The organism is Neolewinella sp., from assembly GCF_965214665.1.
Taxonomy (GTDB): domain Bacteria; phylum Bacteroidota; class Bacteroidia; order Chitinophagales; family Saprospiraceae; genus Neolewinella.
On the sequence record NZ_OZ243970.1, the window covers coordinates 1,455,822 to 1,478,401 of the forward strand.

Here is a 22,580-nt window from a genome sequence, read left to right on the forward strand (position 1 = left end):
CCCGTCACATTCATGACGGGGCTTTTTTAATTTCTTAACGACTTAAGACTAGCCGAGTGAGTTTACGTGGTTGGCCAGGCCGGACTTCAGGTTAGCCGCCTTGTTGGCGTGCCAGAGGTTACGCTTGGCCAGGCGGTCGATCATGCTAAAGAGCTTCGGCAACTGCTTTTCGGCCTCGGAACGGTCCTCGAGGTCACGGAGCTTACGGATCGCCGATCGGGTAGATTTCTTATAGTAGCGATTGTGGAGGCGCTTACGCTCATCCTGCCGGATCCGCTTCTTTGCTGACTTATGGTGTGCCATCGAGGTATTTTTTCAGTCTGCAAAAGTACTGCTAATTTTCCAACTCACCAAGCGTAGCTGATGCGAATGTTGAGGCTTCTACCCGGCGCATCGGCGTAGTAGCGCTGCCGGTCGAGGTAGTCGCGGTAGCTGGTGTTGAGCACGTTCTCGGCCTCCAGCAACAGGCTTAGCGATCGGCTGCCTAGCTGAAAGTCGCGGCTCAGCCCCACGTCGAAGAGTGCATAACCGGGGGGCGGCGGCAGAAAATCCTGCTCCGCGGTAATACGTCCCTGCCGGGCGGTCACAAGTGAGGTGAGGGAAAGCTGCAAGGCGGAGGGTAAGGTATACCCCAGGCGGGTGCGCCAATTGGTCGGTGGGATGTAGACGAGTGCAACGTCGTCCGTCCGGTTTTGTCCGTAAAGGAGAGCAAGCCTGCTGTCGATTTCGAGCTTACCGAGCTGGGCGAGTGCGCTGAACTTTGCTCCGTAAAGCGTACCATCTATGCCGCGGTACTTGAACAGGGGGAAGGCCCCCCGAATGGTCAGGCGCAGTTCGGGCTGGGGCTCCAAGTTGATAAAATTGGCCACCCGCTGGGCAAAGACGCTACCGGTGAGGGTCAGATCTCCGTTGCTGCTTCCGTAGTGTAGGCCGAGGCTCACCTTCGTCGACCGCTCGGTAGTCAGGCTGGAATCTCCCTCCTCGATGCCGCTCACTCCCTGGTGAAGCCCCTGGCTGTAGAGCTCATTGATCTGGGGCGGGCGCTGCCGGTAAGCAAATTCCAGTTCCGAGGAGAGTCGGCTACTCACCTTTAGGCTTGCACCCGCGGCCCCGCCCACTGCGTTGAAGGTGTGCTGGTAGTCGAGCAGCCGTCGGGGCAGGTCACGGCTGATGGTCAGAGCTCGGAAGTACTGCCGGTCGTAGCGCAGCCCGAAATGGTACCGCAGTCTGCCCGGCTCGTAGTGGTAGGTGGCAAACGCGGATGCGCGTCGACCGGTATAGTCGGGAATCAGCGGCAATACGCCAGTGCCCGGTTGGTTAACGTTGTCGACGTGTTCGTACTGGGCTCCTGTTTCAACGGCGGATCCCTTTGCCAGCTCCCTGCGGTACACCCCCTCGACGAATTGGGTGGTCTGCAGTAACTTCAGCGCCGCCCGGTTATCATCCCCGCGCCGCACGTCGTACTCCCTGCGGTCGTCGATCTGCCCTCCGTAGCGCAGGGTATAGCGCTGTGAATCATCCGGACGGTAGTCTAGTTCTCCCTTGAGTAGGTGGTGGATGACCGTCTGCCGCGGCGAGGCAATCGAATAGCTGAAGTCGGGGGAGGTAAAGTAGGGTTCTTGTCGCCCGATGGCCTCCTCCAGGTCGGTCAAGTTACCAATGTGCGACCCGCGCAACACGCCGACGTTGGCGCTGTATAAACTGTAGTATAGACTGGCCGTCAGCTCGGGATTGATGAACTTAGCCAATTGTACGGCCATATTTCCCTCGCGCCGACCCGTATTAGTCAGGTAGTAGTCGGGGGCGCGCTGGTCACCCGCCAGTTTCAGACTACCACTCAGGCGGTAAGCCACAAAGGCCGAGTCGGTAAGCCGGGCATTGAGGGTATGCGCCAGGCCGTTAGAGCGCAGCCCGTAGGCGACCGTCCCCCCCGACGCGGTGCGCGGGGTTAGGGTAGCCGGCTCGATCAGTACGGTAGGGCCGAGGGTGCTTCCGCCGTACCGCAGTGCGTCTACCCCCTCGACCACCCGCACGTAGGCTGCCACCCAGGGATCGATTTCCGGGGCATGATCGTTGCCCCACTGCTGCCCGGCCTGAGCGATGCCGTTGTTCTGTATGCTGAGACGGTTACCGTAGAGCCCATCGAAGACCGGCTTGGCCGCTGCGGTGCCCGTACGCAGGCTACTCACGCCGGTGATGCCCTCGAGCACCTCGCTGATCTGGCGATCCGACTGGCGGTCGAGGGCTTTTTCGTAGTCGACGTTCGCGCCACTGGAGGTCACCGTTACGGTCTCCGTGTAGTTATCGTGGTGGTGCAGGTACACGGTCACGGTCGTATCGGAGGTAAAGTCAAACGTCAATTCCTTGGGGTCACAGCCAATGTGACTGAACCTTAGGGACACGGGCCCGGCGCAGACGTTCTCCAACTCGAAGTAGCCGTTATAGTCCGCTTCCGCCCCCCTACCCCCCTCCAACATATAGATGGTGGCGAAGGCGAGTTTTTCGTTCTCGTGCTCATCAATCACGGTGCCGACGATACGTCCCGTACAGGCTTGGGCGCGGACGCAGGTGCTAAGGATCAGCATAAAGGAGCAAACCAACAGCCGCTGCATAAAGGGTGTACTTAGTTACCGTACCGACACCGGGAAGGTCACCTCGATATCAGTCTCTCCACCGGCACCGGCGGGATCGGTGATGGTCACCCCGCTCGCACGTTTATCGGCCTTGTGCCGCAGCACGATACGTAGTTCACCGGAAGACGCATCCGCGGTCCGCAAGGTAGTCAATAACCCGATCGGGTTACTCTGAGCGTCAGAATCGGCGTAGGCGGGAGTCACGGTGAGGCCACTACTCGGGATGTAGAAAAACTGGTGATCCAGCGCCTCGGTGCGGATCTCCGCCGTGATGTCCTCCACGTCGGTGGGGTCCGAGGCATTAGTGAGTACGATGGTACCGCTGTAGGTCTGGTCGGTCTGTAGCGAATCGGACACGGTCAGCGTCGGAGCCTGGCCACCGTCGCCGTCCGGGTCGCGGAAAGCCATAGTAACCGCCTGTCCCCCGCCGGTAGGTACCAGCGTGTACACCAGGTCGGTGATTACCTCTTCTTCGTTTTCGATTACAGGACCGTCGTCATTGCCACAGGATGCGTAGAGGACAACTACAAGCAGCAGGAGGAGTATAGCGAATTTAGGCATAGTGGCGAAACTTTTGGTTGGGGTATTCTCTTTCCCTGAAGTCACTGAATCGTCTTTTGTTGCGACTCTGTCGCATTAATTTTGACAATGCCGGGTCGAAATACCACTTCCAAAGCTGCCGTGTTACAACTGCTTAGATCGGCGGGGTGTGCGTTGAGCCACGAGATGATCGAGGGCGAACTCACCGAGCCTGTCGATCGGTCCACCATCTACCGTATCCTTAATCGCTTCGAAGCGGAGGGCCTGGTCCACCGCATCGTGGCCGAGGATGGACGCCAGTACTTTGCTAGTTGTGAAGACTGCGATGCGCAGGGCCACGTCGATAACCACCCCCATTTTCACTGTACGGCCTGCCAGCGCCTAGAGTGTCTGCCTCAGCCCCTCGAGATCCCCTTACCCCAGGGGTATCGTCCGGTGAGTTTAAACGCAACGATTTCCGGCTACTGTGCGGAATGTAGGCCGACCGTCAAGGCCGATTAGGGCTGGATTGGTCTGGCGTGATGGGCAAGATTGTCCATCACCTCACCCAGGTCACGGATGATTTGTTCGCCGTCGGGGTCTTCCACCAGGGCGGTCATGATGTAGTTCCGGTTTGGGCCCTGTACCATGGCGCAGTCGGCGTGGTAGACGCTCCAGGAACCGGACTTGCGGTATACCTTGGCCCGGGGAGCTACCCGGTCGAGGGTGTTGACGAATTTATGGTGGAGCTCCGGATCGACCAGGTAGCTCATCATCTTCAGGCTACTCTTCTGACTCACCAACTGCCCGTTGGCCAGCAGGTAAAAGTAGCGGCAGATCTGCTCGGTGGTGGCCGCGTGGCTAATGCCCTTCATGGGGTCGGGGTAGCGACGTCCGCCGGCGGCATAGCGCTTACCCACCCAGAGGCCGCCCCCGTTGGCGGTGTCGTAGAGTTGGTGGCGGGGGTCACGCATGGTGCGCTCGATGTGCTCGAAGCCTACCCGGTCGATCATGCGGGTGGTGGCGGCGTTGTTGGACTTGGCGATCATAAGCCGCATGTCCTGTTTAATCGTGGCGGTTTCTTGCAGTTCGCCGCGCTCGATGGCGTCGTGTGCGGCGGCCAGCACGGCGATTTTCGGTAGGCTGGCTGCATACATCATGTGCTTGCCGTTGAGGGTGGCGAAGCGGGGACTGCGCGCATCGGCCATATCGACCAGCCCGACACTGAGGCGCTTGCTGCGGTAAAGCTGGGCCCAGGTGGGGTTGGCGAGAATAGCGGCTTTGAGCTGGGCTTCTAGGTCCTTGTCCTGGTGATCCCGCAAGCGAAAACTGGGTGCTGCTGTGGCGGGCTCAGCGGTCTTCTTCGCACGCTCGGCGGCGGCTTTCTCTAGGTTGATGGGTACGTAAAAGGCCGATGAGGTGGAGAATTTATCGCCTAGGTAACGGGAGATATCGAACTCGGCACTACTCATGAAGAGCGCGGCGATCACGGAGAGAAGAAGAAAGAACGATTGCTTTAGCATAGGTAGAAAGCGTAGTGTGAGGCAAAGACGGCCCAAAAGGCGGACCTAATAATGTGCTAAAGTCTCGTGTCTGCTGGCTGGAAAGAAGTGTGGGAAAAGCCCGAATACAGAAAAATAGCGCGGCGGTAGTCACGCGCCATTGACTAAATACAATACGAAGATACACTTAGTTGCCCGACAGGCAAGCAATTGTAGGGGCCTTTAGTCCTTTAACAGCATCTAAAGGGTTGATATTGTGCGAGCGGTTACAACTCCGAAGTGGAGTGGAATACAATCTCTGGGTGGTTATCCCGGGCCATCTGTAGTGTCCAGGCGCTGTCAGCTAGGTAAACCAGCCGCCCCTCCTTATCGGTGGCAATTTGTTGCCGCCGCCGTTCGCGGAAGGCCTGTAGCGCGTTCTCGTCCTCGCAGGTGACCCACAGGGCCTTAAAGAGATTGATGGGTTCGTAGAGGACCGTGGCGCCGTACTCATGTTCCAGTCGGTACTGGATCACATCGAACTGTAGGGCACCTACCGTACCGATGATCTGGGCGTTGTCGACCTCGCGGGTGAAGAGTTGGGCTACGCCCTCGTCCATGAGCTGGTCGATCCCCTTAGCGAGCTGCTTCGATTTGAGGGGATCGCCGTTCATCACGCGGCGAAACTGTTCGGGGCTAAAGCTGGGAATGCCCTTGAAGTGGAGTTCCTCCCCCTCGGTAAGGGTGTCGCCGATCTTGAAGTTACCGCTGTCATAGAGTCCTACGACGTCGCCGGCGTAGGCCGAGTCGATGACCTCCTTGCGGTCAGCCATAAAGCTGGTGGGATTGGCGAACTTGAGCTTACGGCCCTGGCGGACGTGCAGGTAGTTCGTGTTGCGTTCGAAGGTACCGGAGCAGATGCGCAGGAAGGCGATGCGGTCACGGTGCCGCGGATCCATATTCGCGTGGATCTTGAAGACGAAACCGGCGAATTGGTCCTCGTCCGGGCGGACCTGCCGCTCCTCCGTAGGCCGGGGCATCGGTGGGGGGGCGATGCGCACGAAGCAATCGAGTAGCTCCTTGACCCCGAAGTTATTGACCGCGGAGCCAAAAAATACCGGGCTCACATCGCCGCGCAGGTAGGTGTCGCGGTTAAATTTCGGATATACCCCGCGGATCATCTCTACCTCCTCCCGCAGCTCAGCGGCAGCATCCTGCCCGATAAGCTTATCCAGCTCCGGATCCTGGAGGTCATCGAACTCGATGGTCTCCTCCGGGCGGCCCTGCTTGTTGTCGGGACGAAAGAGCACGATCCGCTCCTCAAACAGGTTGTACACTCCCTGGAAACGGTCACCCATGCCGATGGGCCAGCTCAGCGGGACTACCTTAAGCAACAGCTTCTGCTCGACCTCATCGAGTAGATCGAAGGATTCCTTACCCGGCCGGTCCAGCTTGTTGATGAACACGATGACGGGGGTCTTGCGCATGCGGCAGACCTCGACGAGCTTCTCAGTCTGCTCCTCGACGCCCTTAGCCACGTCGATGACCACGATGACGCTATCTACGGCAGTGAGGGTGCGGTAGGTATCTTCGGCAAAATCCTTGTGGCCGGGGGTGTCGAGGATGTTGATTTTCTTATCCCCGTAATCGAACGCCATCACGGAGGTAGCCACCGAGATACCGCGCTGGCGCTCGATTTCCATGAAGTCGGAGGTCGTGCTTTTTTTGATCTTATTGCTCTTCACTGCGCCGGCCTCCTGAATGGCGCCGCCGAAGAGGAGCAGTTTCTCGGTCAGCGTCGTTTTGCCGGCGTCCGGGTGGGCTACGATGCCGAAGGTGCGCCGGCGGGCAATTTCTGCAGTTTGCTTGGTCATAATCGAGCGCAAAGATATATCTTTGCGGACCATCAGCCATCCTAGCTCAGTTGGTAGAGCAATTCATTCGTAATGAATAGGTCGTCGGTTCGAGTCCGATGGATGGCTCCATGCAACGCGGTCTAAGCCCGCGGGGTGCCACGCGACCTGCAGTCGCGGCGCAAAGCAGAAGGAGCCACTTGCTACCGCAAGTGGCTCCTTCTGCTTCAACTAGGTGTCAGCGCAGTCAGCAGACTGCGTGGAACGGCGCTGCCGGAGGCAGCATCGTACTACTGGTTGCGCTTCTGCTCGTCCCCCGGTGTAATGCCCCCCTCCACCTGGTTAGCGGGATTGGTGGTAGAAGTGGAATAGGCCGCCTCGTACTCATTGTCCGTGTAAGTGGGCTTGACGAGCGTATCCCGAATAGTCCGGATCGAATCAGCCCGCTGGGCGTAGTTCGTGGTATTGGTGGTAGAAACACCCTGGGCGGACTGCTCCTCAAAGGTGACCTTACCATCATTATTGGGGTCAGAGTCGTTGTGCTCGGAGAGGTTTTCGCTGTCAACGCCCTGCTTACTCTCATCAATATTGTTCTCACCGCAGGCGGTCAGAGCGATTAAGAGTAAGAACAGGAAACTGTAAATTGATAATTTTCGCATGGTATGGGTAGGTAGAGTTTAAAGATTGGTGGTTTCGGCAGCTACGGCATAGCGGTAGATGGCGCAGGCCGCCGACCCGTTTACGGGAAGCTCGGTAGCTGGCAGATTATACACGCGGGCTCCGGACTGGAGCGCACGCACGGCCGCCAGATTCAGTAGTTCGGTGGCATTCTTGTCCTCATCGGTCATGATCTCGACGCCGTTATTTTCCGCGTGGTACTCGCCGTAAACGTACTGGTCCTTATTCAACCAGAGAGCAGCTATCCGACCATTGATTGCGGCGGGTACGATGGACTCGATGTCGCTACCGGCCTCGTTGCGGGCGGCATTATCTCCGTACAGCTGCCGGTCGCGTTGACGCTGCTCGTCAAAATGCGTACCGATCACTGCCCAGGCTTTCTCGTGAATTTCGGCCGGGCCGTCGAGCTCCAGATTACCCGCTACGTGATTGTCGGTATAGAGGTGGTTGTAGGAGTTGGCCTCCTGGTAGATCGGGATCAGTTGTTCTACCCCACCGAGTACCAGGGGGGCCTTGTCGTCGCAGAGGTAGTCGCTGATACCGGCATCCACCCGGTCGAAGTACACCTTTAGTTCTTCTACTTCGTCACCCGTTTTACCCCCCCGGTTGAAGAATACGGGGTTGTTACTACCCCGCTGTCCCTCCGCACCGCCGGCCCGACTAAGATCGTTGTCCGGGGTATCCTGCATGAGTGCGTCATCTATGTTGACGGGGGTAAGTCCACTAAGGTCTACCTCCGCGATGCTAGCTGCGGTACCGGTATAAAACTTAATCGCACCCCGGCTGAGGGCCAGGAAGTGAAACTTGTTGTCCTCCCCGAGCATGGGTACGAGGGGGCGGAGGTAAAATTCGGGGGCCACGTAGATCATGGGTTCGAAGTCGATGGGGCAGGCGTAGTAGTCCATGCGATCGGGTCCGATGAATACGGCCAGACCATCACTCAGGTCGGTCCAAAATTTAGTGTCATCCAGCAGCTCGGTAGCGGCGCCAAGGAACTCATCCGCACCGTGGTCGCTCAGCTCATAGCGCTCCATCAACTTTTGGTGGGCTGTTTTGAGCGCGTTCTTAAAGCGGATGTGGTCCTCCTGCTGATTGCCTACGCGGTAGGTAGGAATGAAGATGCTGACGGAGTAATCGTTGGTCTGAGCGGCGAGGATATCGAAGTCGGTACGGGTGAACATGGTGGGAATAGAGGTAAAATTTGAGCAGAAAGGGGGGAAGGGCAGGTTACAACAGTCCTAAGCGCGCTTGCGGCCGCGTAGAAACAGAAATACCATAAGGCCGAAAAAGATCACCGCGCAGATGATGACGAAGCCATTCGTAGCAAACCAGTCGCCGGCGGGTCGATCAACGGTGGAGGAGCTGTAGGGGCTCTCGTCCTCCGGCTGGGCCAGTAGCGCAGTGGCCGAGAAGATTAGAAAAGCCAGTATAGAGAGGATACGGGTCATGGGGGGGAGATTGTAGATGTGAAAAGGCCGCGAACGGGCGATCCCGAACGCGGCCTTTGGTATGCGATACTTGAGTACTAGGCCCGGTTAAAGAGGCGCGAGATCAGGCTGATCACGAGTAGTACCAAGAAGATGTAAAACAGGATCTGGGCAATGCCCGCAGCTGCACCGGCGAATCCGCCAAAACCGAGAATACCGGCCACAATGGCAATGACAAAGAAGATAAGAGCGTAGCGTAACATGGTGAAGGTATTTGGTTTGGATGATGTGAAAGTCACTTGACACCAGTCGGTTGCTGTCGCCTGCTTTCTATTTCCCTAACCCGGAGGCAGAAATAGATGTTCGGTACCGGAAAAGTTTGCATGCTCCAACTTCGCCGCCCCGGCCGGGTTGAACGGGTATGCCACCGCCCCGCCACACCATCGTATACCAGAACGTACAGAGCGTCCACCTCAAGGAGTGGTTTGCCGATACGCTAGCCGCCTATCCCGAGCTACTCCCCCACCCCATCTACCTGCGTAAACTGCCCACTCGCTACAGTACCATGCGGGCCCAACCCGTGCTTAACTGGCAGTTCTGGCGGCGGCGTACCCGGCACTACCGCGTGGACTTTAGCAGTCACCTCGAGGTGACCGAGCACGTGCGCGTCAGGGAGCTTCCCCGGGAAGTCGTGGTGGGCTGGTTTGCCCACGAGCTCGGCCATATCGTGGATTACCTCCACCGTCCCTGGCGTGGCATGATCGCCTTTGGGCTTGGCTACGCCCTCTGGTCACGCTACATGCGCCAGGCCGAACGGCGGGCCGATTCGATCGCGGTGGATCACGGCTTTGGGGCCGAGGTGATCGCCACCAAACATTATTTGATGGACCACGCTACCCTGCCCGAACACTACAAGAAGCGGCTGCGTAGATACTATCTATCAGCCGACGAGATCGAGGCGCTCGTAACCGCCTACGAGGAGAAGGGCCATATGCCAGATATTGTAGAAATCTAACACCTCAATCCACTATGACAAACGCCTACGATCGAAACCAGCAGTACCGCAGCTGGATCACTAAGGCTCCCCTCGCCCTGGTACTGACCGGTCTGGGAGCCAGCCTCATCAGCGAGGCAGCCGTCAGCAAGCAGTCCGGTGCCCCGGTCCTGCGCTGGGTGATCAAGGGGACCATCGCCCTGACGGTATTCAACAGCGGGCTCAGCATCCTGGCCGATGCCAGTAAACACCGCGCCCACTACGAACGGCTGCGGGATGCGGAGGACGCCACCGCCCCGGTAGCAGGTGCCGCCGTCTAGACCATCGGCCGAAAGTCCTATCTTGGCGTACTAAGCCGTCAAGACTATGCGCCTTTACTTACTCTGCCTTCTCCTCCTTGCTTGCACCTGCGTCCGCGCCCAGGAAAAGCTGGACTACCAACTGCCCCCGCAGGAAATTCTCGAGCTGGTAGACGTGCCGCTGGCACCCACCGTGCTGATGGATCACGAGCGGAAATACATGGTGCTGCTGTATCGCGATGCCTTCAAATCAATCGCCGAACTATCGGAGACCGAGCTGCGACTGGGCGGACTACGGATCGACCCGAAGACCAATATCGGTAGCCGGCAGACGTACTACAATGACGTGAAGGTGCGTCCGCTAAGTAGCGCAATGGGTGCCGAGCGCTCCCTAAACGGCCTGCCCGCAGCGCCGCGCCTAGCCAACTTTACCTGGTCGCCCGATCAGCGGATGATCGCCCTGACCAACACGACTCCGGAGGGGGTGGAAGTCTGGGTGGCCGACCTCGGCCAGGGGAGTGCCCGCCGGCTCACCGAGGCGCGGGTGAACGCAAACCTCGACGACGTACTGAACTGGGCCGAAGACGGGCAGTCTATACTCGTCAAAATGCTTCCGGAGGATCGGCAGGAGTTGATCGATGCGGCCTCTGCCGTACCTACTGGTCCTACGATCTCGGTGGCAACGGGTGAGAAGGCGCAGAACCGCACCTACCAGGACCTGCTCACTAACCCCAACGATGAGCACAATTTCGAGCAGCTGGCCCGCTCGGTGCTCTACCGGGTGCCGCTGCAGGGGGATGCGGAGGAGTTTTTGCCGGCTGCCATGTACGATGCCATCAGCTACAGTCCGGACGGATCCTACGTCATGGTCACAACGCTGGAACGGCCCTTCTCCTACCTCGTACCCTATGACCGCTTCCCCTCCACCACCACGATCTATACGGCAGCGGGAGATAGCGTACAGACGGTAGCCGAGCTGCCCCTGATCGAGGTGCTGCCGCAGGGATTTATGGCCACAACCACGGAGCGGCGGAGTATCCAGTGGCGCGATGACCGGCCGGCTACGCTGGTGTACGTGCAGGCCCTGGACGGTGGCGATCCGGAGCGGGAGGCTGACTACCGGGATGAGGTATACCAGCTCGAAGCTCCGTTCGCCGGTGAAGGCGCCTCGCTCATCAGGCTGCGCAACCGGTATGCGGGGCTGCAGTGGGGGGACGACCGGACGGCCGTGGCCTACGACCGCTGGTTCGACACCCGCAACCTGAAGGTCTACACCTTCGATCCCAGCGGGCAGGATTCGGCGCGGGTGCTCTTCGACCGCAACTACCAGGATAGCTACAGTGATCCGGGCAGCTTCGTAACAACGCGCAATGCACTTGGTAGTGAGGTACTCGCACTGGAGGACGGTACGGCCTTCCTGATCGGCGAGGGCTTCACCGCGGAGGGGCAATTCCCCTTCCTGCACGCCATCGACCTGGCCAGCCAGGAGACGGAGGAACTCTACCGGTCAAGCTACACGAACCGGCTGGAGGAGCTACTGGACTACGACCCCAGTACGCAGCGACTGCTGGTGCGGGAGGAGTCGGCCATCGACTACCCGAACTACTACTTCCGTGATCTGGCCGGCGAACAGACGCAGCAACTGACTGATTTCGACAACCCCTTTCGGAGTCTGCAGGACGTCCACAAGGAGGTGATCACCTACGAGCGGGCCGATGGATTGGAACTTTCGGGCACGTTGTATCTGCCAGTTGGTTATGACACCGTGGCGAAGGAAAAGATGCCGATGATCCTCTGGGCCTATCCCCGGGAGTTTAAGGACAAAGCCAGTGCGGCACAGACTACGTCTAACCCCAACCAGTTTACCTACCCCAGCTACGGCTCCCCCTTATTCTGGGCGGCGCGGGGGTACGTGGTGCTGGACGATGCGGCCTTCCCCATCATCGGGGAGGGGGACGAGGAGCCCAACGATTCCTTCCGCGACCAGTTGGTCGGTAACGCCCGGGCGGCCATCGATGCCGTAGACGCGATGGGATACGTGGACCGTGAGCGGGTGGCCGTAGGAGGGCATAGCTACGGCGCCTTTATGGTGGCTAATCTGCTATCGCACAGCAATCTCTTTGCCGCCGGCATTGCCCGCAGCGGAGCCTACAACCGCACCCTCACCCCCTTTGGCTTTCAGAGCGAGCAGCGCAGCTACTGGGAGGCCCCCGAGGTGTACAATACCATGTCACCCTTTATGCACGCCGATAAGATGAAAACCCCGCTGCTGCTCATCCACGGCGAGGCGGATAATAACTCCGGCACCTATCCGCTCCAGAGCGAACGCTACTTTAATGCGCTCAAAGGGCTGGGGGCCACGGTGCGCCTGGTGATGCTACCCAAGGAAAGTCACGGCTACCGCGCCAAGGAAAGCATCCTGCACATGCTCTGGGAGCAGGATCAGTGGTTGGAGGAGCACGTGAAGAATAAGGACGTGAGCCGCTAGCTGTCGCTACTGCCCCAGCCAGCCGGCCCGTCGCCCTAGCTGCTCGGCATCGGCATCCTCAATAAGCGAGCCGGTAAAACTCGGATCACTGCCCGCCGTAAAGCGCCCCGTCTTCTCACGGCCCAGCTGCCGGAAGCCGATCTCGTACTCCTGTCCGAGCCGCAAACCACGCACCAACTCGCTCCAATCGGCCTGACTACTTACCTGATGCCCGTCCAGAGAAGTGATCAGGCTACCCTGATCGAGTCCGGCAGCGTAAAGCGGGCTATTTTCTACCACCGGACCGCCCACCTCCAGTCCCTCATCGGTATCGCGTAGCCGCAGACCGTAAAAGCCGACGCTGTCCGGTTCGCGCTGCGCGATGGAAACTCCGTAGGGTTGCAACAGCTCGGTAAAGTCCGGCAGCGCACTGCCGTAAATGTGATCGGCGAACCACTGCTGCGCCCAGGCGGAATCCTGTACCACATCCGCAAGCGCGAGCTGGATGTCGCGGATGTGGTAGGGGATCTCCGGTCTGCCGTAGCGCTGCCACATGAGGCGCATCATTTCGTCGAGGGTGTGCCCGCGCTGACGCAGTTCCAGATCGAGGGCCAGCCCCAGAGTCGCCCCGTAGGGGTAGTAGCTTACGAAGGTATTGGCGTAGTTGTCCGGGTCGTTGGCGGTGGCGGCATCGACGAAGGGTGCCTGCTGGCTCATGGCGATGGGCGAGCGGTGCTGGCGGCCGGGGGCGAGCACGACGTAATTGAGCTGACCGGCCAGGCGTTGTGCGTAGTCGGCCGGCTCCAGCAGGCCCGCGCGTAGCAGGGCCAGATCGTCGTAGTAGCTCGTGAACCCTTCGGCGAACCACAGCTCGCCACTCATATTGACGTGGTCAAAGGAGAAGGGTTCCAGACTGGCGGGCCGGATCCGCTCCACGTTCCAGCAGTGGAAAAACTCGTGACTGACCGTACCGATCAGGGCCTGCTCGTTGCCGGCCAGGTCCACCGGGGCGGAGCAGACCGTGGAGTTGCGGTGCTCCATGCCGTCACCGCCGATGTAGAGATTATAGGCACACAGGAAGGTATACCGGCCATAGTCATAGGCCGGGAGCTCCCCGTAAATGCGTTGCTGCGCGTGTACGACGCTATCGACCATCACCACGTAGGCGTCGAAGTCCTCCCGGCTGCCGTCGTGGACCATGGCTACCGCGATGGTATCTACCCGCTGCCCGCTGGTGACCGTGAATTCGTCGCGCATGATGGTGCCCACCATGGTCGGAGAATCGTAGAAGTAGTAGTAATTCGGGGCGGCAAAGCGTCGACCTCCGAGATCGACCAACTGGGTAGCTACCTCCCAGCCGGGGCGCTGTCCTTCCCGGAGCTGTAGCAGGATCGGTCGGTCACTGAGCTGTTCGCCGTAGGGAAAGGAGGCCGGCATATTGAGGTGGAGCTTGCGGTCGTCAACGCCGGAGTAGGTGCCGTCCCCCCCGTTGGCGAATAGCGTATAGGAGAAGGTAACCCGTCCGGAGTGGCCCGTGACGGCCCAGCTGGTGGGATCTACCCGATCCACGTGCGCGGCACCTGCGCCCCCGCCCGAAACCTCGACATCATACACGTTGCGCGCAAAGTTGTGCTGGGCGTAACGGCCGGGGCTAGACTGCGGCATTTTGACGTAAAACACCCCCGGGGGAACGGCCGGAAAGTCGATGGTGACCCGCAGCTCGTGCTGTTGCACATTTTCCAGATCGAGGGTGTAGGTGATGGTGCCCGGATGGTGGGCTACCCAGTCGAGCTGGGCGGTAAGGGACAGGGCAAAAAGTAGGAGCGGTAGGGTAAGTAGATAGCGCATAGTGGACCGGAGAGTGGGTGCCAAGATACTGCCCTGTCCGTGCGGCTTGTCGGCTAGCATTAATTTGTGCATTTTGGCAGCGTATCTTGCTATGGTACCGTTTACCTTACGGTATTATCTCCTGAGGATACGGTAGCGGCCGAGCCGCATCCGGTCCGTGGGAGGTGTTACCCGATCTTATCTTATGGACTATTCGATCTGTCTGGAGCACGATGAGGAACAGTTCGTGGCCGCCCTCCGTCGGGGAGACCGCGAGGCGCAGCGTGTGCTGTACGAGACCCACTACAGTCCCCTGATGGCTATCTGCCAGCGCTATACGGGGAGCGAGGACGAAGCGATGGATCTGCTGCACGAGAGCTTCATCAAAATCTTTGGTAAGATCGGTCGCTACGAGACCGGCACCGCGCTGCTGGCCTGGATGCGGCGCATCACGGTCAATACGGCCATCGATCACTACCGGCGGTCGGTACGGCGGCGTACCGAGGACATCGAGCGGGCCTACCAGTTGAGCTCCGATGTGCCGGACGTGATCTCGCAGTGTTCGGCCCAGGAAATCCTGGCCGCCGTGCAGCAGTTGCCGCCGACCTACCGGACCATTTTTAACCTCTACGTGATCGAGGGATATAGCCATAAGGAGATCGCCGAACAGCTTAACATTACTGATTCCACCTCACGCTCAAATCTCGTCAAAGCACGCGCCAAGCTGCAGAAGACGCTGACCGCCCCCGGGCGCTAGTATATGACACCGCACTCATTAGATGACCTGATCCGCCGGCGCCTCGCCGACCTGCCGCCACCCCCCGCACGGGGCTGGGCTGAATTACAGCAGCAGCTGGATGCCGCCGCCGCCCCGCCGCAGCCTGCCGGTACGGCGGATGAGGTAGTAGCGGAGAAGTTAACCGCCCTGGCCCCCGTACTTCCCGCTGGCAGCTGGGCGGCATTTGAACAAAAGCTGACTGCGGCCGAACTCAGCACTACCTCCGAAGTAGATCAATTAGTTTCCGCCGGCCTGGAACGTTCGGCACCCGCCCGGGTATCGGGCTGGGCGCTACTGGCCGCCCGCCTGGACACCATCGGAAAGCGCCGCGAGATGGTAGGTTGCATGAAGGTGGCCGAGGTGGCCTTTCTCCTCAGCATGCTGCTGCTGTACGTACAGTTCGGTACCCCCACCGCCCCGCGGTCGGAGCAGCAACTCGCCCAGAATAAGCCTGACCTGAGCACCCAAGTCGATCTCCTAGCGGCCACGCCGCCTGCGCTACCCCTATCCATCACCGCCCCCCCGACTCGTTCCACCGCGGCGGATGCTAGGCATGCTTTAAGGAGCCGCACGGCGGTTGCCCCCCTGAGTGTGGTAATTCCTACTCGATTACCTGAGTCCGCAGCGCCCCGCCTTGCTGCCGCCGCCCTACCTAAGCGCACTACTACGTCGCCCAACCTCACCGGTCCGGTGGACCGGACCGCCTTTTCAGTTAAGCACTGGTCGACCGGGGTCAAGCCCGCTCTCGCACTGCCCCTGCCCGATGCGGGGGAGCCCATCCGGTACTACTTAAATGTGTTTGTCTCGCCCCTCGATTTAAATCAGGTCAAAACCCTGGCCAATCCCGGATTAGGGATCGAGGCCGGCACGCTCCTCTCCCGCGACTGGAGCCTAGGCACGCTGGTCGACATCACGAAGGGGAAAAACGGCATCCAGGTCGGTCTGATCTACGGCAACCGGTCCTACGTTCCGGCAGAGATCCTGGTACTAGAAGACCGTAGGCGGAGACGTCAGGAGGACCCCGACCGCGTACGCTTCGGCCGCCTGCTTTACAATACCGTGTCCATCCCGCTCAACTACGAGCGGGTGATCCGGCGCACCGACGACTGGCAGGTTTCCGTGGGCGTGGGACTCTCGGCCAATGTCGTACTCGCCTCCGAATTTAGGTTAGCCGCGGATTTCACTTACGACGACCTGCGCAAACAAGCCGACCTTTACCGGCAGGAACTTTTCCTGGCCGGTAAGCTCACGAAGTCGAGTGGGCTCCAGAAGGGCTTCAACGACTTTGTCGATCCCCCCACGGGGTACCTACAGGGCGGGTCGCTCCTCGACAATACCAGCCTTTACCTCAGCGGTAACATTCGCATAGAGCGCCTACTCGATAACCGCTGGAGCCTGTACTTCTCCCCCACCGTGTCGCGGCTCTTTACCCTGCGCGAAGACGATGGCGGCAAGGGGCCCCTGCAGGACCGAATTCATAACACCATGCTCCGCGTCGGAACGCGCTTTCGGTTGACGGACAAATAGCCCTATGCTAAATCTTTGTACCTGTCTGGCCGTAGCCGGACTCCTGGTTTGCACCCCCGCGGTGCTCGGTGCCCAGCGGGCGGCCCTTCCCACTACGGACACCCAGGCCCAAACGTTGGCGGCTACCATCACCGCAGCCGACCTGCGCCGTCATCTGACCATCCTGGCCTCCGATACCATGGAGGGCCGCGAGACCGGTCAGCCCGGACAAAAGCGGGCGGCCGACTACCTACGCTCCCAAATCGAGGCGCTGGGCTTTCCCGCGATCGGCCCCGACAGCAGCTACTTCCAGCGCATCCGCTTTAGCCGCCAGGCCTGGGATACGATCTCGCTGCGCCTAGACGGTGAGGAACTGCGCCACCTATGGGATTACTATGCCTCCCCCGGCAAAAACAATAGTCGCGGACCGGTGGACATCAACGACCTCACCTTTCTGGGGTACGGTATCGACGCCGATGGGTACAGCGACTACGCCGGTCACGACGTGGCGGGTAAGCACATCCTCATCTTCGCCGGGGAGCCCCGCAACCGTAATGGCAACTTCCTGCTGACCGGCACGAAGGATCCCAGCGACTGGAGCCTCGACGACGGCCGCAAGTTGGAGCTTGCCCGCGAGCACGGAGTGGAAACCGTGTTCGTCATCGACCCCGCCTTCCGCAAAAACGTGCAGGACGTACGCCAGGAGGTCCTTGACGGCCGGTTACGAATGGTGGAGCAGACGGAGGCTGAGCGCCGTACCGCCAACTCCGTGTACATCACGCCCGAACTGGCCCGCACATTGCTCGGAAAGGAATACAAAAAGGTAGTCAGGGCCCGCCGCCGCATCGAGAAGTCCGGCCGCCTGCGCCCCGTCACGGTAACTACCGAGCTGCGGCTGATTCAGGAAAAGCTCGTGTCGGAACTCATCGGAGAGAACGTCCTCGGTTACCTCGAAGGCACGGACTCCGTACTCAAAAACGAGGTGCTGGTGGTCAGTGCCCACTACGACCACCTCGGGAAGCGGGGCGAGGCCGTCTTCAACGGAGCCGACGACAACGGCTCGGGCACCAGCACCGTACTCGAGATCGCCGAGGCCTTCGTGATGGCCAAGCAGGAGGGACTCGGGCCCCGGCGTAGCGTACTCTTCCTCTGGGTCAGCGGGGAAGAAAAGGGCCTACTGGGGTCGGAGTACTACGCCAGCCACCCGGTCTTCCCCCTGGACCAGACCATTGCCGATATCAATGTTGATATGGTCGGCCGGGTGGATGAGAAGCACGCCGCCGACCCCAACTACATCTACGTCATTGGCAGTGACCGGCTCAGCACCGAGCTGCACCAGATCAACGAAACGGTCAACCGCGACTTCACGCAGCTGGAACTGGACTACACCTATAATCTGGAGTCCGACCCGAACCGCTACTACTACCGCTCCGATCACTACAACTTTGCCCGCAACGGCATTCCCAGTATCTTCTTCTTCAACGGCAGCCACGCCGACTACCACCGGGATACGGACACGGTCGATAAAATCAACTTCGATAAGATGGTCCGCATCGGTCAGTTGGTCTTCTACAACGCCTGGCAGTTGGCCAACCAGGATAAACGCATCGAGGTGGACGTGCGCCCCTAAAAACCGAACAGCGAGCTACCTACCACCGCCGTGCCGTCTGCCTGCATATTGTAGTACACGGCCGCAGCTACAAAACCCAACACGGCCACGATTAAACCGTAGAGGAACACGCTGTAGCAAATACGTAGGTAGGCATACTTCTTGGCTAGCACCACCCCGAGGTAGTACAGGTCACGCGACATGGTGCTGTACAAAAAGTCTTCATCCTTCAGCATTTCACTCATGCCGTACTCATAGTCCTCCAGCGGCATCCTGTAAAAATTACCGAAGAACAACAGGTTGCTGCGTTTGGCTTTGATATCATCTAGGCTGCTCTTGCCCTCCGTGATCTTGGGGCGGGTGGCCTGGATGGCGAAGAAGAGCGAGCTCAGACACACTGCCATCAGAATAATGGTCGGCAGCGTGAGGTGGGGGTTAGTATCGAGCTTCGGAAACAGATTCGCCGCCGAGATACTCAGGATGATCGCGTTGACCGACAGCATGATATTGGCCTTACTATCGGCCATACTGCTCAAGTTGACCTGCGAGCTGTAGGTGGCCCGGTACATGGTCTCTACGCCGCGCCCGGGTTTGAAGGGCTCTTTTGTCTTGTCGCGCTTCTTTTTGAAGGTCTTTTTCTGCTTCTTCTCCCGCTCGAGTTCGGCCAGGTTGGTTGGTGTAGGGTCGGGATACAGCGATTTCTTACGCCGGTAGAGCTCCTTGACGTGTTTCTCCTTCAGCTTACCGTAAAGCTCGCGGGCCGCCTCCGTATGGTATTCGTGATCAAGCATGAACGCCAGCTCAAAGTCGATCCACTCCTGGTCCGACATCACGAGGTCGCGCGTCAGGGCGAACTCCTGGCGCACCCGGCCGCAGCGGTCCCAGTAGCTTGCCTCCCCCAGGTGACTGAGGTCGGCATCGGCCACAATTTCTCCTACGAAGGTCTGCGGCTGCTGGGGTATGCGCGTGGCCATGATCGCACCGCGCACTTTTTCGATCAGCGCCTCGTCATCGATACCATAGTCGCGTAAGTATGCCTCGGCGTGGTCGGCGCTACGCGTCTCGTGAGCTTCCCAACCCTCGGTATAGCCCGTATCGTGAAACCAGGCGGCTATGCGGATTGCGAGCAGGTCGGACTCCTCCAGGTCATACTGCGCCGCGATCTCCCCGGCCGCCTCCACCACGGCGCAGGTATGCTGGAAGTTGTGGTATACGTAGCGCGCGTCCATCCCACTACGGATTAGATCCTCCACGTGGGCTTCCACCTCCCCCAGCAGGCCTACCGGTCCCGTCAGCGTTTCTGTATTCATCGTAGTATAACATCAATCACGGCCAGTAGGGCGGGGCCGCAGGTGCAAAGCTCTGGGAAAACCATCGGAGGCTTCGAAGCGTCCGACGGTCAGCAAACTTAACCAGACGGGCTTTTCGTGCGTTTTGACCTCCAAGTTAATTAGCTACCCCCTACCGTGTACCCCCTCCTATCCCGCATCGCCAAAACCGCCAGGTCCGCCGGCACGCGCACGGTCTACACCGCCCTGCTGCTCTACTACGCCTACCGCCGCAAAGAAACCCCCGGCTGGGCCAAGCGGACCATCCTGGGTGCCCTGGGGTACCTGATCGCCCCCCTGGATGCACTGCCCGACCTTACCCCCGTACTGGGTTACACCGACGACCTGGCCGTACTCGGCACCGGACTGGCCATCGTGGCGGCCTACATCAATAAGGACGTCAGGACTCAGGCACGCGCCAAACTGGACGCTTGGTTTCCCGGCCAGCAGACCGCCGAGGTAGTCGAGGCGGTCGATCGCGAGCTCGACTAGCCGCCGGCGCCCCCAACCGCGTACCCCTTACCTTTGTCTCCTTCAAAACTCCCTAGATGTCCGGCACCAACAACCGCTTCGCCACCGCCCTCATGAAGGCCCTCGAAAAGAAAAACCTCGACGGCTTCGACTACCTGGAGTGGAAACAAAGCGTGGGGCGGCTCACCGAAATCGGTATGGACCAGGATACGGCCATCAACTCAGCCTTCATTACCGGCTCCTCCGTAGGTCTGACCAAGGAAAAACTCATCAAAACGGCCAATTACTACGCCGAGGTACTACAGGACGAAAAGGCCCAGTTCATGCGCAGCCTCGAAAAGCACCTGGTGGACAACGTCGAGGGGAAGGCCAAGCAGACCGGCGAGCTCAAAAAGAAAATCGCCAACTGGGAAACTAAGATCGAGCAACTACGGGAGCAGATCCGGGCCGCCACCGAGCAGATTGAATCGGCCGACGCCCAGATCACCGCCGCCCGCACCAAAGCCGAGGAAAACCAGCGCGGCTTCGAGGAGGCGCTCCAGGTCATCACCAACACCATCAACGAAGACGTAGCCGACATCCGGCGCGTGCTCGCCTAACCCCACCGTTTCCCCATGACGCCACCGGCCTCCCCCAAAAAGTCATTCTGGCAACGCCCCGAGGGAGTTACGGGACTTATCTTTTTGCTGGCCATTCTGGCCGGTCTGGGCTTCGTATTTACCACCTTCGCCGGCATCATCATTCCCTTCCTGTCTACCACCCTCGGACTGGTAGTCGCCGCCGTGGCCCTGCTCACGGTACTCTTTGCCATCGTCGATCCCCGCACCCGTACCCTGCTGAGCTACATGTACAAGTCCGGCATGCGCAAGCTCACCGGCCTGTTCGTCAACATCGACCCCATCGGCATCCTCAAATCCTACGTCGAGGAGCTGGAGGGCAATCTACAGGAGATGCGCAAACAGATCGGTAAGATCCGCGGGCAGATGCGCCACCTTACTACCCTAATGGAGACCAACGAAAAGGAGGTCAAAAAGCAACTCAAGCTGGCCGCCCTAGCCAAGGAGAAGGGCAAGAACCAGCAGATGATCCTGAGCAGCCGCCGCGCCGCCCGCCTGCGCGAGAGCAACCAGAAGTACCAGGTGCTGCTCACAAAAATGGAGGTGCTCAACCGCGTGCTCAACCGGATGCACCAGAACAGCGAGGTACTGCTCGAAGACACCCGCGATCAGGTAGACCTTCGCATCCAGGAGCGCAAGGCCATCCGGGCGAGCCACGGGGCCATGAAGTCGGCCATGAGCGTGATCAACGGGGACCCCGACCAGCGTGCCCTCTTCGATCAGGCCATGGAGGCCATCGCCGAGGACGTCGCCACCAAGGTGGGTGAAATGGAGCGGATGATGGAACTCAGCAGCGACTTCCTGGCCAGCGTCGATCTGCAAAATGGGGTATTTGCCGACGAGGGCCTGCGCATGCTGGAGGAGTGGGAGAAGAAAAGCGAACTACTGCTGAGCGAGGGGCACATCGAGTTTGACCTCGACGACAAGCGCCCTACGACCGAGGAGCGGCTCGATCTGGAGGATATCCCCCGTCCGGAAGCCAAGCCCCAGGGGCGGGGCGAGACCGGCAACTACGATCAGTTCTTCCAGTAACCTACCGCCACCCGGCTCCGTACGTATTGACGAGCACGTCGTCGTAGGCATCCGCCTGGGCGAACAACGCTTCAAAGCGCGGCAGGGCGGTTTCCAGACTTAGGTACCGGTCGTAGATCAGTAGCGACAGAATGATATCGCGTCCGTAGGTCGAAAACGTAAGCTGCTGCAGCCGGTCGTTCTCCCGCAGTAGGTAGGCAAACACCTCTGCAGGAGGCATCTCGGGCAGCTGGCACAGGTAAGCATCGCCGGTGACTAGGCCACTATCCTCGTGGTAGGTCACCTGTATCGTAGCACTGCCCTGGCGGATACGCCAGAGGTTGGGGCCCCGACGGGCGAGGCGCGGGTCGTGACCCGCCGCCCGAATGATGGCCTCGATGGTAGCCTCCACTCCGGTCGGCAGCACCTCCTCCACCAGGGAGGGCAGCACCAGGGGCTTACCGCAACTCGGACAAAAGCCCTTCGGATTGGCCGCTAGCTCGAAGGTCACCTCCCGGCAGTAAAAACAGCGCGCCGCCGGCCGGCCCTCTCCCCGGCCGAAGGTGTCCAATACCTCGCTGACTGTCGCAGCCGGCAGGGCTAGCGTCTCTCCAGGGTGCTCCCGGGCGTTCATCATGTTGATACCCCGGAGCTGGCCCTGCGCATCGAGCAGCACTCCGCCGATGAGCGTCTCCCCCTCCCGCGCCGTATGCCGTAGGTATGCAGTGCCATTTAGCTCCACCCCGACCGCGGTCAGCCGTCCCTCGACGTGCCGGACCGGCTCCCCCAGGTACTGCCCGACGGTCCGCACCGGATCACCCACCCCGGCGGCCTCCTGGCTAAAGGGTAGCGGCGGCACTTCCGGAAAGCTACGGGGCCGCAGGAAGGCTAGGTCATAAGCGGCATCGAGGTAGACGACCTCGGCCAGTTGCTCGGTCAGATCGGCTCCCTCGATGACCACCGTGCTATTGCTGCGCACGACGTGCTCGTTAGTCACCACCAGGGCGTACTGTGCCAGGTATACGCCGGTACCGGTACTAAAGGGGGTGGCAACCTGAAGGAGTGGAATGGGTGACATGTGA

General features: G+C 59.9%; 22 protein-coding genes and 1 tRNA gene. 11 read left to right on the plus strand and 12 right to left on the minus strand.

The window, feature by feature from the left end:
• Positions 1–48: 48 nt before the first annotated feature.
• From rpsT to ACOOHD_RS06515, 3 genes are read right to left on the minus strand one after another with little or no spacing between them, the layout of a single operon-like run.
• Positions 49–303: a 30S ribosomal protein S20 gene (gene rpsT / locus ACOOHD_RS06505; protein WP_420460762.1), complete on the minus strand. Its 255-nt coding sequence runs from the start codon at positions 301–303 to the stop codon at positions 49–51.
• Positions 304–347: 44 nt separating this feature from the next.
• Positions 348–2,612 carry a TonB-dependent receptor gene (locus ACOOHD_RS06510; protein WP_420460763.1) on the minus strand — a complete coding sequence of 755 codons (2,265 nt, stop codon included), beginning with the start codon at positions 2,610–2,612 and terminating at the stop codon, positions 348–350.
• Between the two features lie 15 nt (positions 2,613–2,627).
• Positions 2,628–3,194 (minus strand): type 1 periplasmic binding fold superfamily protein, encoded by a 567-nt coding sequence (locus ACOOHD_RS06515; RefSeq protein ID WP_420460764.1) that lies wholly within the window; start codon positions 3,192–3,194, stop codon positions 2,628–2,630.
• A gap of 87 nt (positions 3,195–3,281) precedes the next feature.
• Between ACOOHD_RS06515 and ACOOHD_RS06520 the strand changes: the two genes are divergently transcribed.
• Positions 3,282–3,674 carry a Fur family transcriptional regulator gene (locus ACOOHD_RS06520; protein ID WP_420460765.1) on the plus strand — a complete coding sequence of 131 codons (393 nt, stop codon included), beginning with the start codon at positions 3,282–3,284 and terminating at the stop codon, positions 3,672–3,674.
• Here ACOOHD_RS06520 and ACOOHD_RS06525 read toward each other — a convergent pair.
• Both ACOOHD_RS06525 and ACOOHD_RS06530 read right to left on the minus strand, forming a co-directional pair.
• Positions 3,671–4,675, minus strand: coding sequence for a serine hydrolase (locus ACOOHD_RS06525; protein ID WP_420460766.1), 1,005 nt, complete (start codon positions 4,673–4,675; stop codon positions 3,671–3,673). The genes ACOOHD_RS06520 and ACOOHD_RS06525 overlap by 4 nt on opposite strands.
• 245 nt (positions 4,676–4,920) lie before the next feature.
• Positions 4,921–6,507: a peptide chain release factor 3 gene (locus ACOOHD_RS06530; RefSeq protein WP_420460767.1), complete on the minus strand. Its 1,587-nt coding sequence runs from the start codon at positions 6,505–6,507 to the stop codon at positions 4,921–4,923.
• A gap of 35 nt (positions 6,508–6,542) precedes the next feature.
• Between ACOOHD_RS06530 and ACOOHD_RS06535 the strand changes: the two genes are divergently transcribed.
• Positions 6,543–6,618, plus strand: a tRNA-Thr gene (locus tag ACOOHD_RS06535).
• A gap of 158 nt (positions 6,619–6,776) precedes the next feature.
• Here the strand turns inward: ACOOHD_RS06535 and ACOOHD_RS06540 are convergent.
• From ACOOHD_RS06540 to ACOOHD_RS06555, 4 genes are all read right to left on the minus strand, one after another.
• Positions 6,777–7,145, minus strand: a complete 369-nt coding sequence (locus tag ACOOHD_RS06540) for a hypothetical protein (protein WP_420460768.1) — start codon at positions 7,143–7,145, stop codon at positions 6,777–6,779.
• Between the two features lie 18 nt (positions 7,146–7,163).
• Entirely contained in the window at positions 7,164–8,345 is a 1,182-nt protein-coding gene (locus tag ACOOHD_RS06545) for a hypothetical protein (protein WP_420460769.1), read from the minus strand.
• Positions 8,346–8,402: 57 nt separating this feature from the next.
• Positions 8,403–8,612 carry a hypothetical protein gene (locus tag ACOOHD_RS06550; protein WP_420460770.1) on the minus strand — a complete coding sequence of 70 codons (210 nt, stop codon included), beginning with the start codon at positions 8,610–8,612 and terminating at the stop codon, positions 8,403–8,405.
• Positions 8,613–8,689: 77 nt separating this feature from the next.
• Positions 8,690–8,854, minus strand: coding sequence for a DUF1328 domain-containing protein (locus ACOOHD_RS06555; protein ID WP_238750032.1), 165 nt, complete (start codon positions 8,852–8,854; stop codon positions 8,690–8,692).
• Between the two features lie 158 nt (positions 8,855–9,012).
• Here ACOOHD_RS06555 and ACOOHD_RS06560 point away from each other — a divergent pair, with 158 nt between their 5' ends.
• From ACOOHD_RS06560 to ACOOHD_RS06570, 3 genes are read left to right on the plus strand one after another with little or no spacing between them, the layout of a single operon-like run.
• On the plus strand, positions 9,013–9,606 hold the full coding sequence (locus ACOOHD_RS06560; RefSeq protein WP_420460771.1) for a hypothetical protein: 594 nt from the start codon (positions 9,013–9,015) through the stop codon (positions 9,604–9,606).
• 14 nt (positions 9,607–9,620) lie between these two features.
• Complete coding sequence (locus ACOOHD_RS06565) at positions 9,621–9,905, plus strand: hypothetical protein (protein ID WP_420460772.1); 285 nt, start codon at positions 9,621–9,623, stop codon at positions 9,903–9,905.
• A 46-nt stretch (positions 9,906–9,951) separates the two neighbouring features.
• The gene (locus ACOOHD_RS06570) at positions 9,952–12,372 is read left to right on the plus strand and encodes a prolyl oligopeptidase family serine peptidase (RefSeq protein ID WP_420460773.1); all 2,421 of its coding nucleotides are present in this window, start codon (positions 9,952–9,954) and stop codon (positions 12,370–12,372) included.
• 6 nt (positions 12,373–12,378) lie between these two features.
• Here ACOOHD_RS06570 and ACOOHD_RS06575 read toward each other — a convergent pair whose 3' ends face one another.
• Positions 12,379–14,199, minus strand: coding sequence for a M61 family metallopeptidase (locus ACOOHD_RS06575; RefSeq protein ID WP_420460774.1), 1,821 nt, complete (start codon positions 14,197–14,199; stop codon positions 12,379–12,381).
• Between the two features lie 184 nt (positions 14,200–14,383).
• Here ACOOHD_RS06575 and ACOOHD_RS06580 point away from each other — a divergent pair, with 184 nt between their 5' ends.
• Genes ACOOHD_RS06580 through ACOOHD_RS06590 form a run of 3 tightly spaced genes read left to right on the plus strand, consistent with a single transcriptional unit; the run spans position 14,384 to position 18,092 of the window.
• Complete coding sequence (locus ACOOHD_RS06580) at positions 14,384–14,935, plus strand: RNA polymerase sigma factor (RefSeq protein ID WP_420460775.1); 552 nt, start codon at positions 14,384–14,386, stop codon at positions 14,933–14,935.
• A gap of 3 nt (positions 14,936–14,938) precedes the next feature.
• Positions 14,939–16,483, plus strand: a complete 1,545-nt coding sequence (locus ACOOHD_RS06585; RefSeq protein ID WP_420460776.1) for a hypothetical protein — start codon at positions 14,939–14,941, stop codon at positions 16,481–16,483.
• Between the two features lie 4 nt (positions 16,484–16,487).
• Positions 16,488–18,092 carry a M28 family peptidase gene (locus tag ACOOHD_RS06590; RefSeq protein WP_420460777.1) on the plus strand — a complete coding sequence of 535 codons (1,605 nt, stop codon included), beginning with the start codon at positions 16,488–16,490 and terminating at the stop codon, positions 18,090–18,092.
• On the opposite strand, the gene ACOOHD_RS06595 is transcribed toward ACOOHD_RS06590, so the two are convergent.
• On the minus strand, positions 18,089–19,381 hold the full coding sequence (locus ACOOHD_RS06595) for a Pycsar system effector family protein (protein ID WP_420460778.1): 1,293 nt from the start codon (positions 19,379–19,381) through the stop codon (positions 18,089–18,091). The genes ACOOHD_RS06590 and ACOOHD_RS06595 overlap by 4 nt on opposite strands.
• 156 nt (positions 19,382–19,537) lie before the next feature.
• On the opposite strand from ACOOHD_RS06595, the gene ACOOHD_RS06600 reads away from it, so the two are divergent.
• Genes ACOOHD_RS06600 through ACOOHD_RS06610 form a run of 3 tightly spaced genes read left to right on the plus strand, consistent with a single transcriptional unit; the run spans position 19,538 to position 21,519 of the window.
• The gene (locus ACOOHD_RS06600) at positions 19,538–19,891 is read left to right on the plus strand and encodes a YkvA family protein (protein WP_420460779.1); all 354 of its coding nucleotides are present in this window, start codon (positions 19,538–19,540) and stop codon (positions 19,889–19,891) included.
• Positions 19,892–19,947: 56 nt separating this feature from the next.
• Entirely contained in the window at positions 19,948–20,469 is a 522-nt protein-coding gene (locus ACOOHD_RS06605) for a hypothetical protein (protein WP_420460780.1), read from the plus strand.
• Between the two features lie 15 nt (positions 20,470–20,484).
• Positions 20,485–21,519 (plus strand): PspA/IM30 family protein, encoded by a 1,035-nt coding sequence (locus ACOOHD_RS06610; protein ID WP_420460781.1) that lies wholly within the window; start codon positions 20,485–20,487, stop codon positions 21,517–21,519.
• A gap of 1 nt (position 21,520) precedes the next feature.
• On the opposite strand, the gene ACOOHD_RS06615 is transcribed toward ACOOHD_RS06610, so the two are convergent.
• Positions 21,521–22,576, minus strand: a complete 1,056-nt coding sequence (locus ACOOHD_RS06615; protein ID WP_420460782.1) for a trypsin-like peptidase domain-containing protein — start codon at positions 22,574–22,576, stop codon at positions 21,521–21,523.
• Between the last annotated feature and the right edge of the window lie 4 nt (positions 22,577–22,580).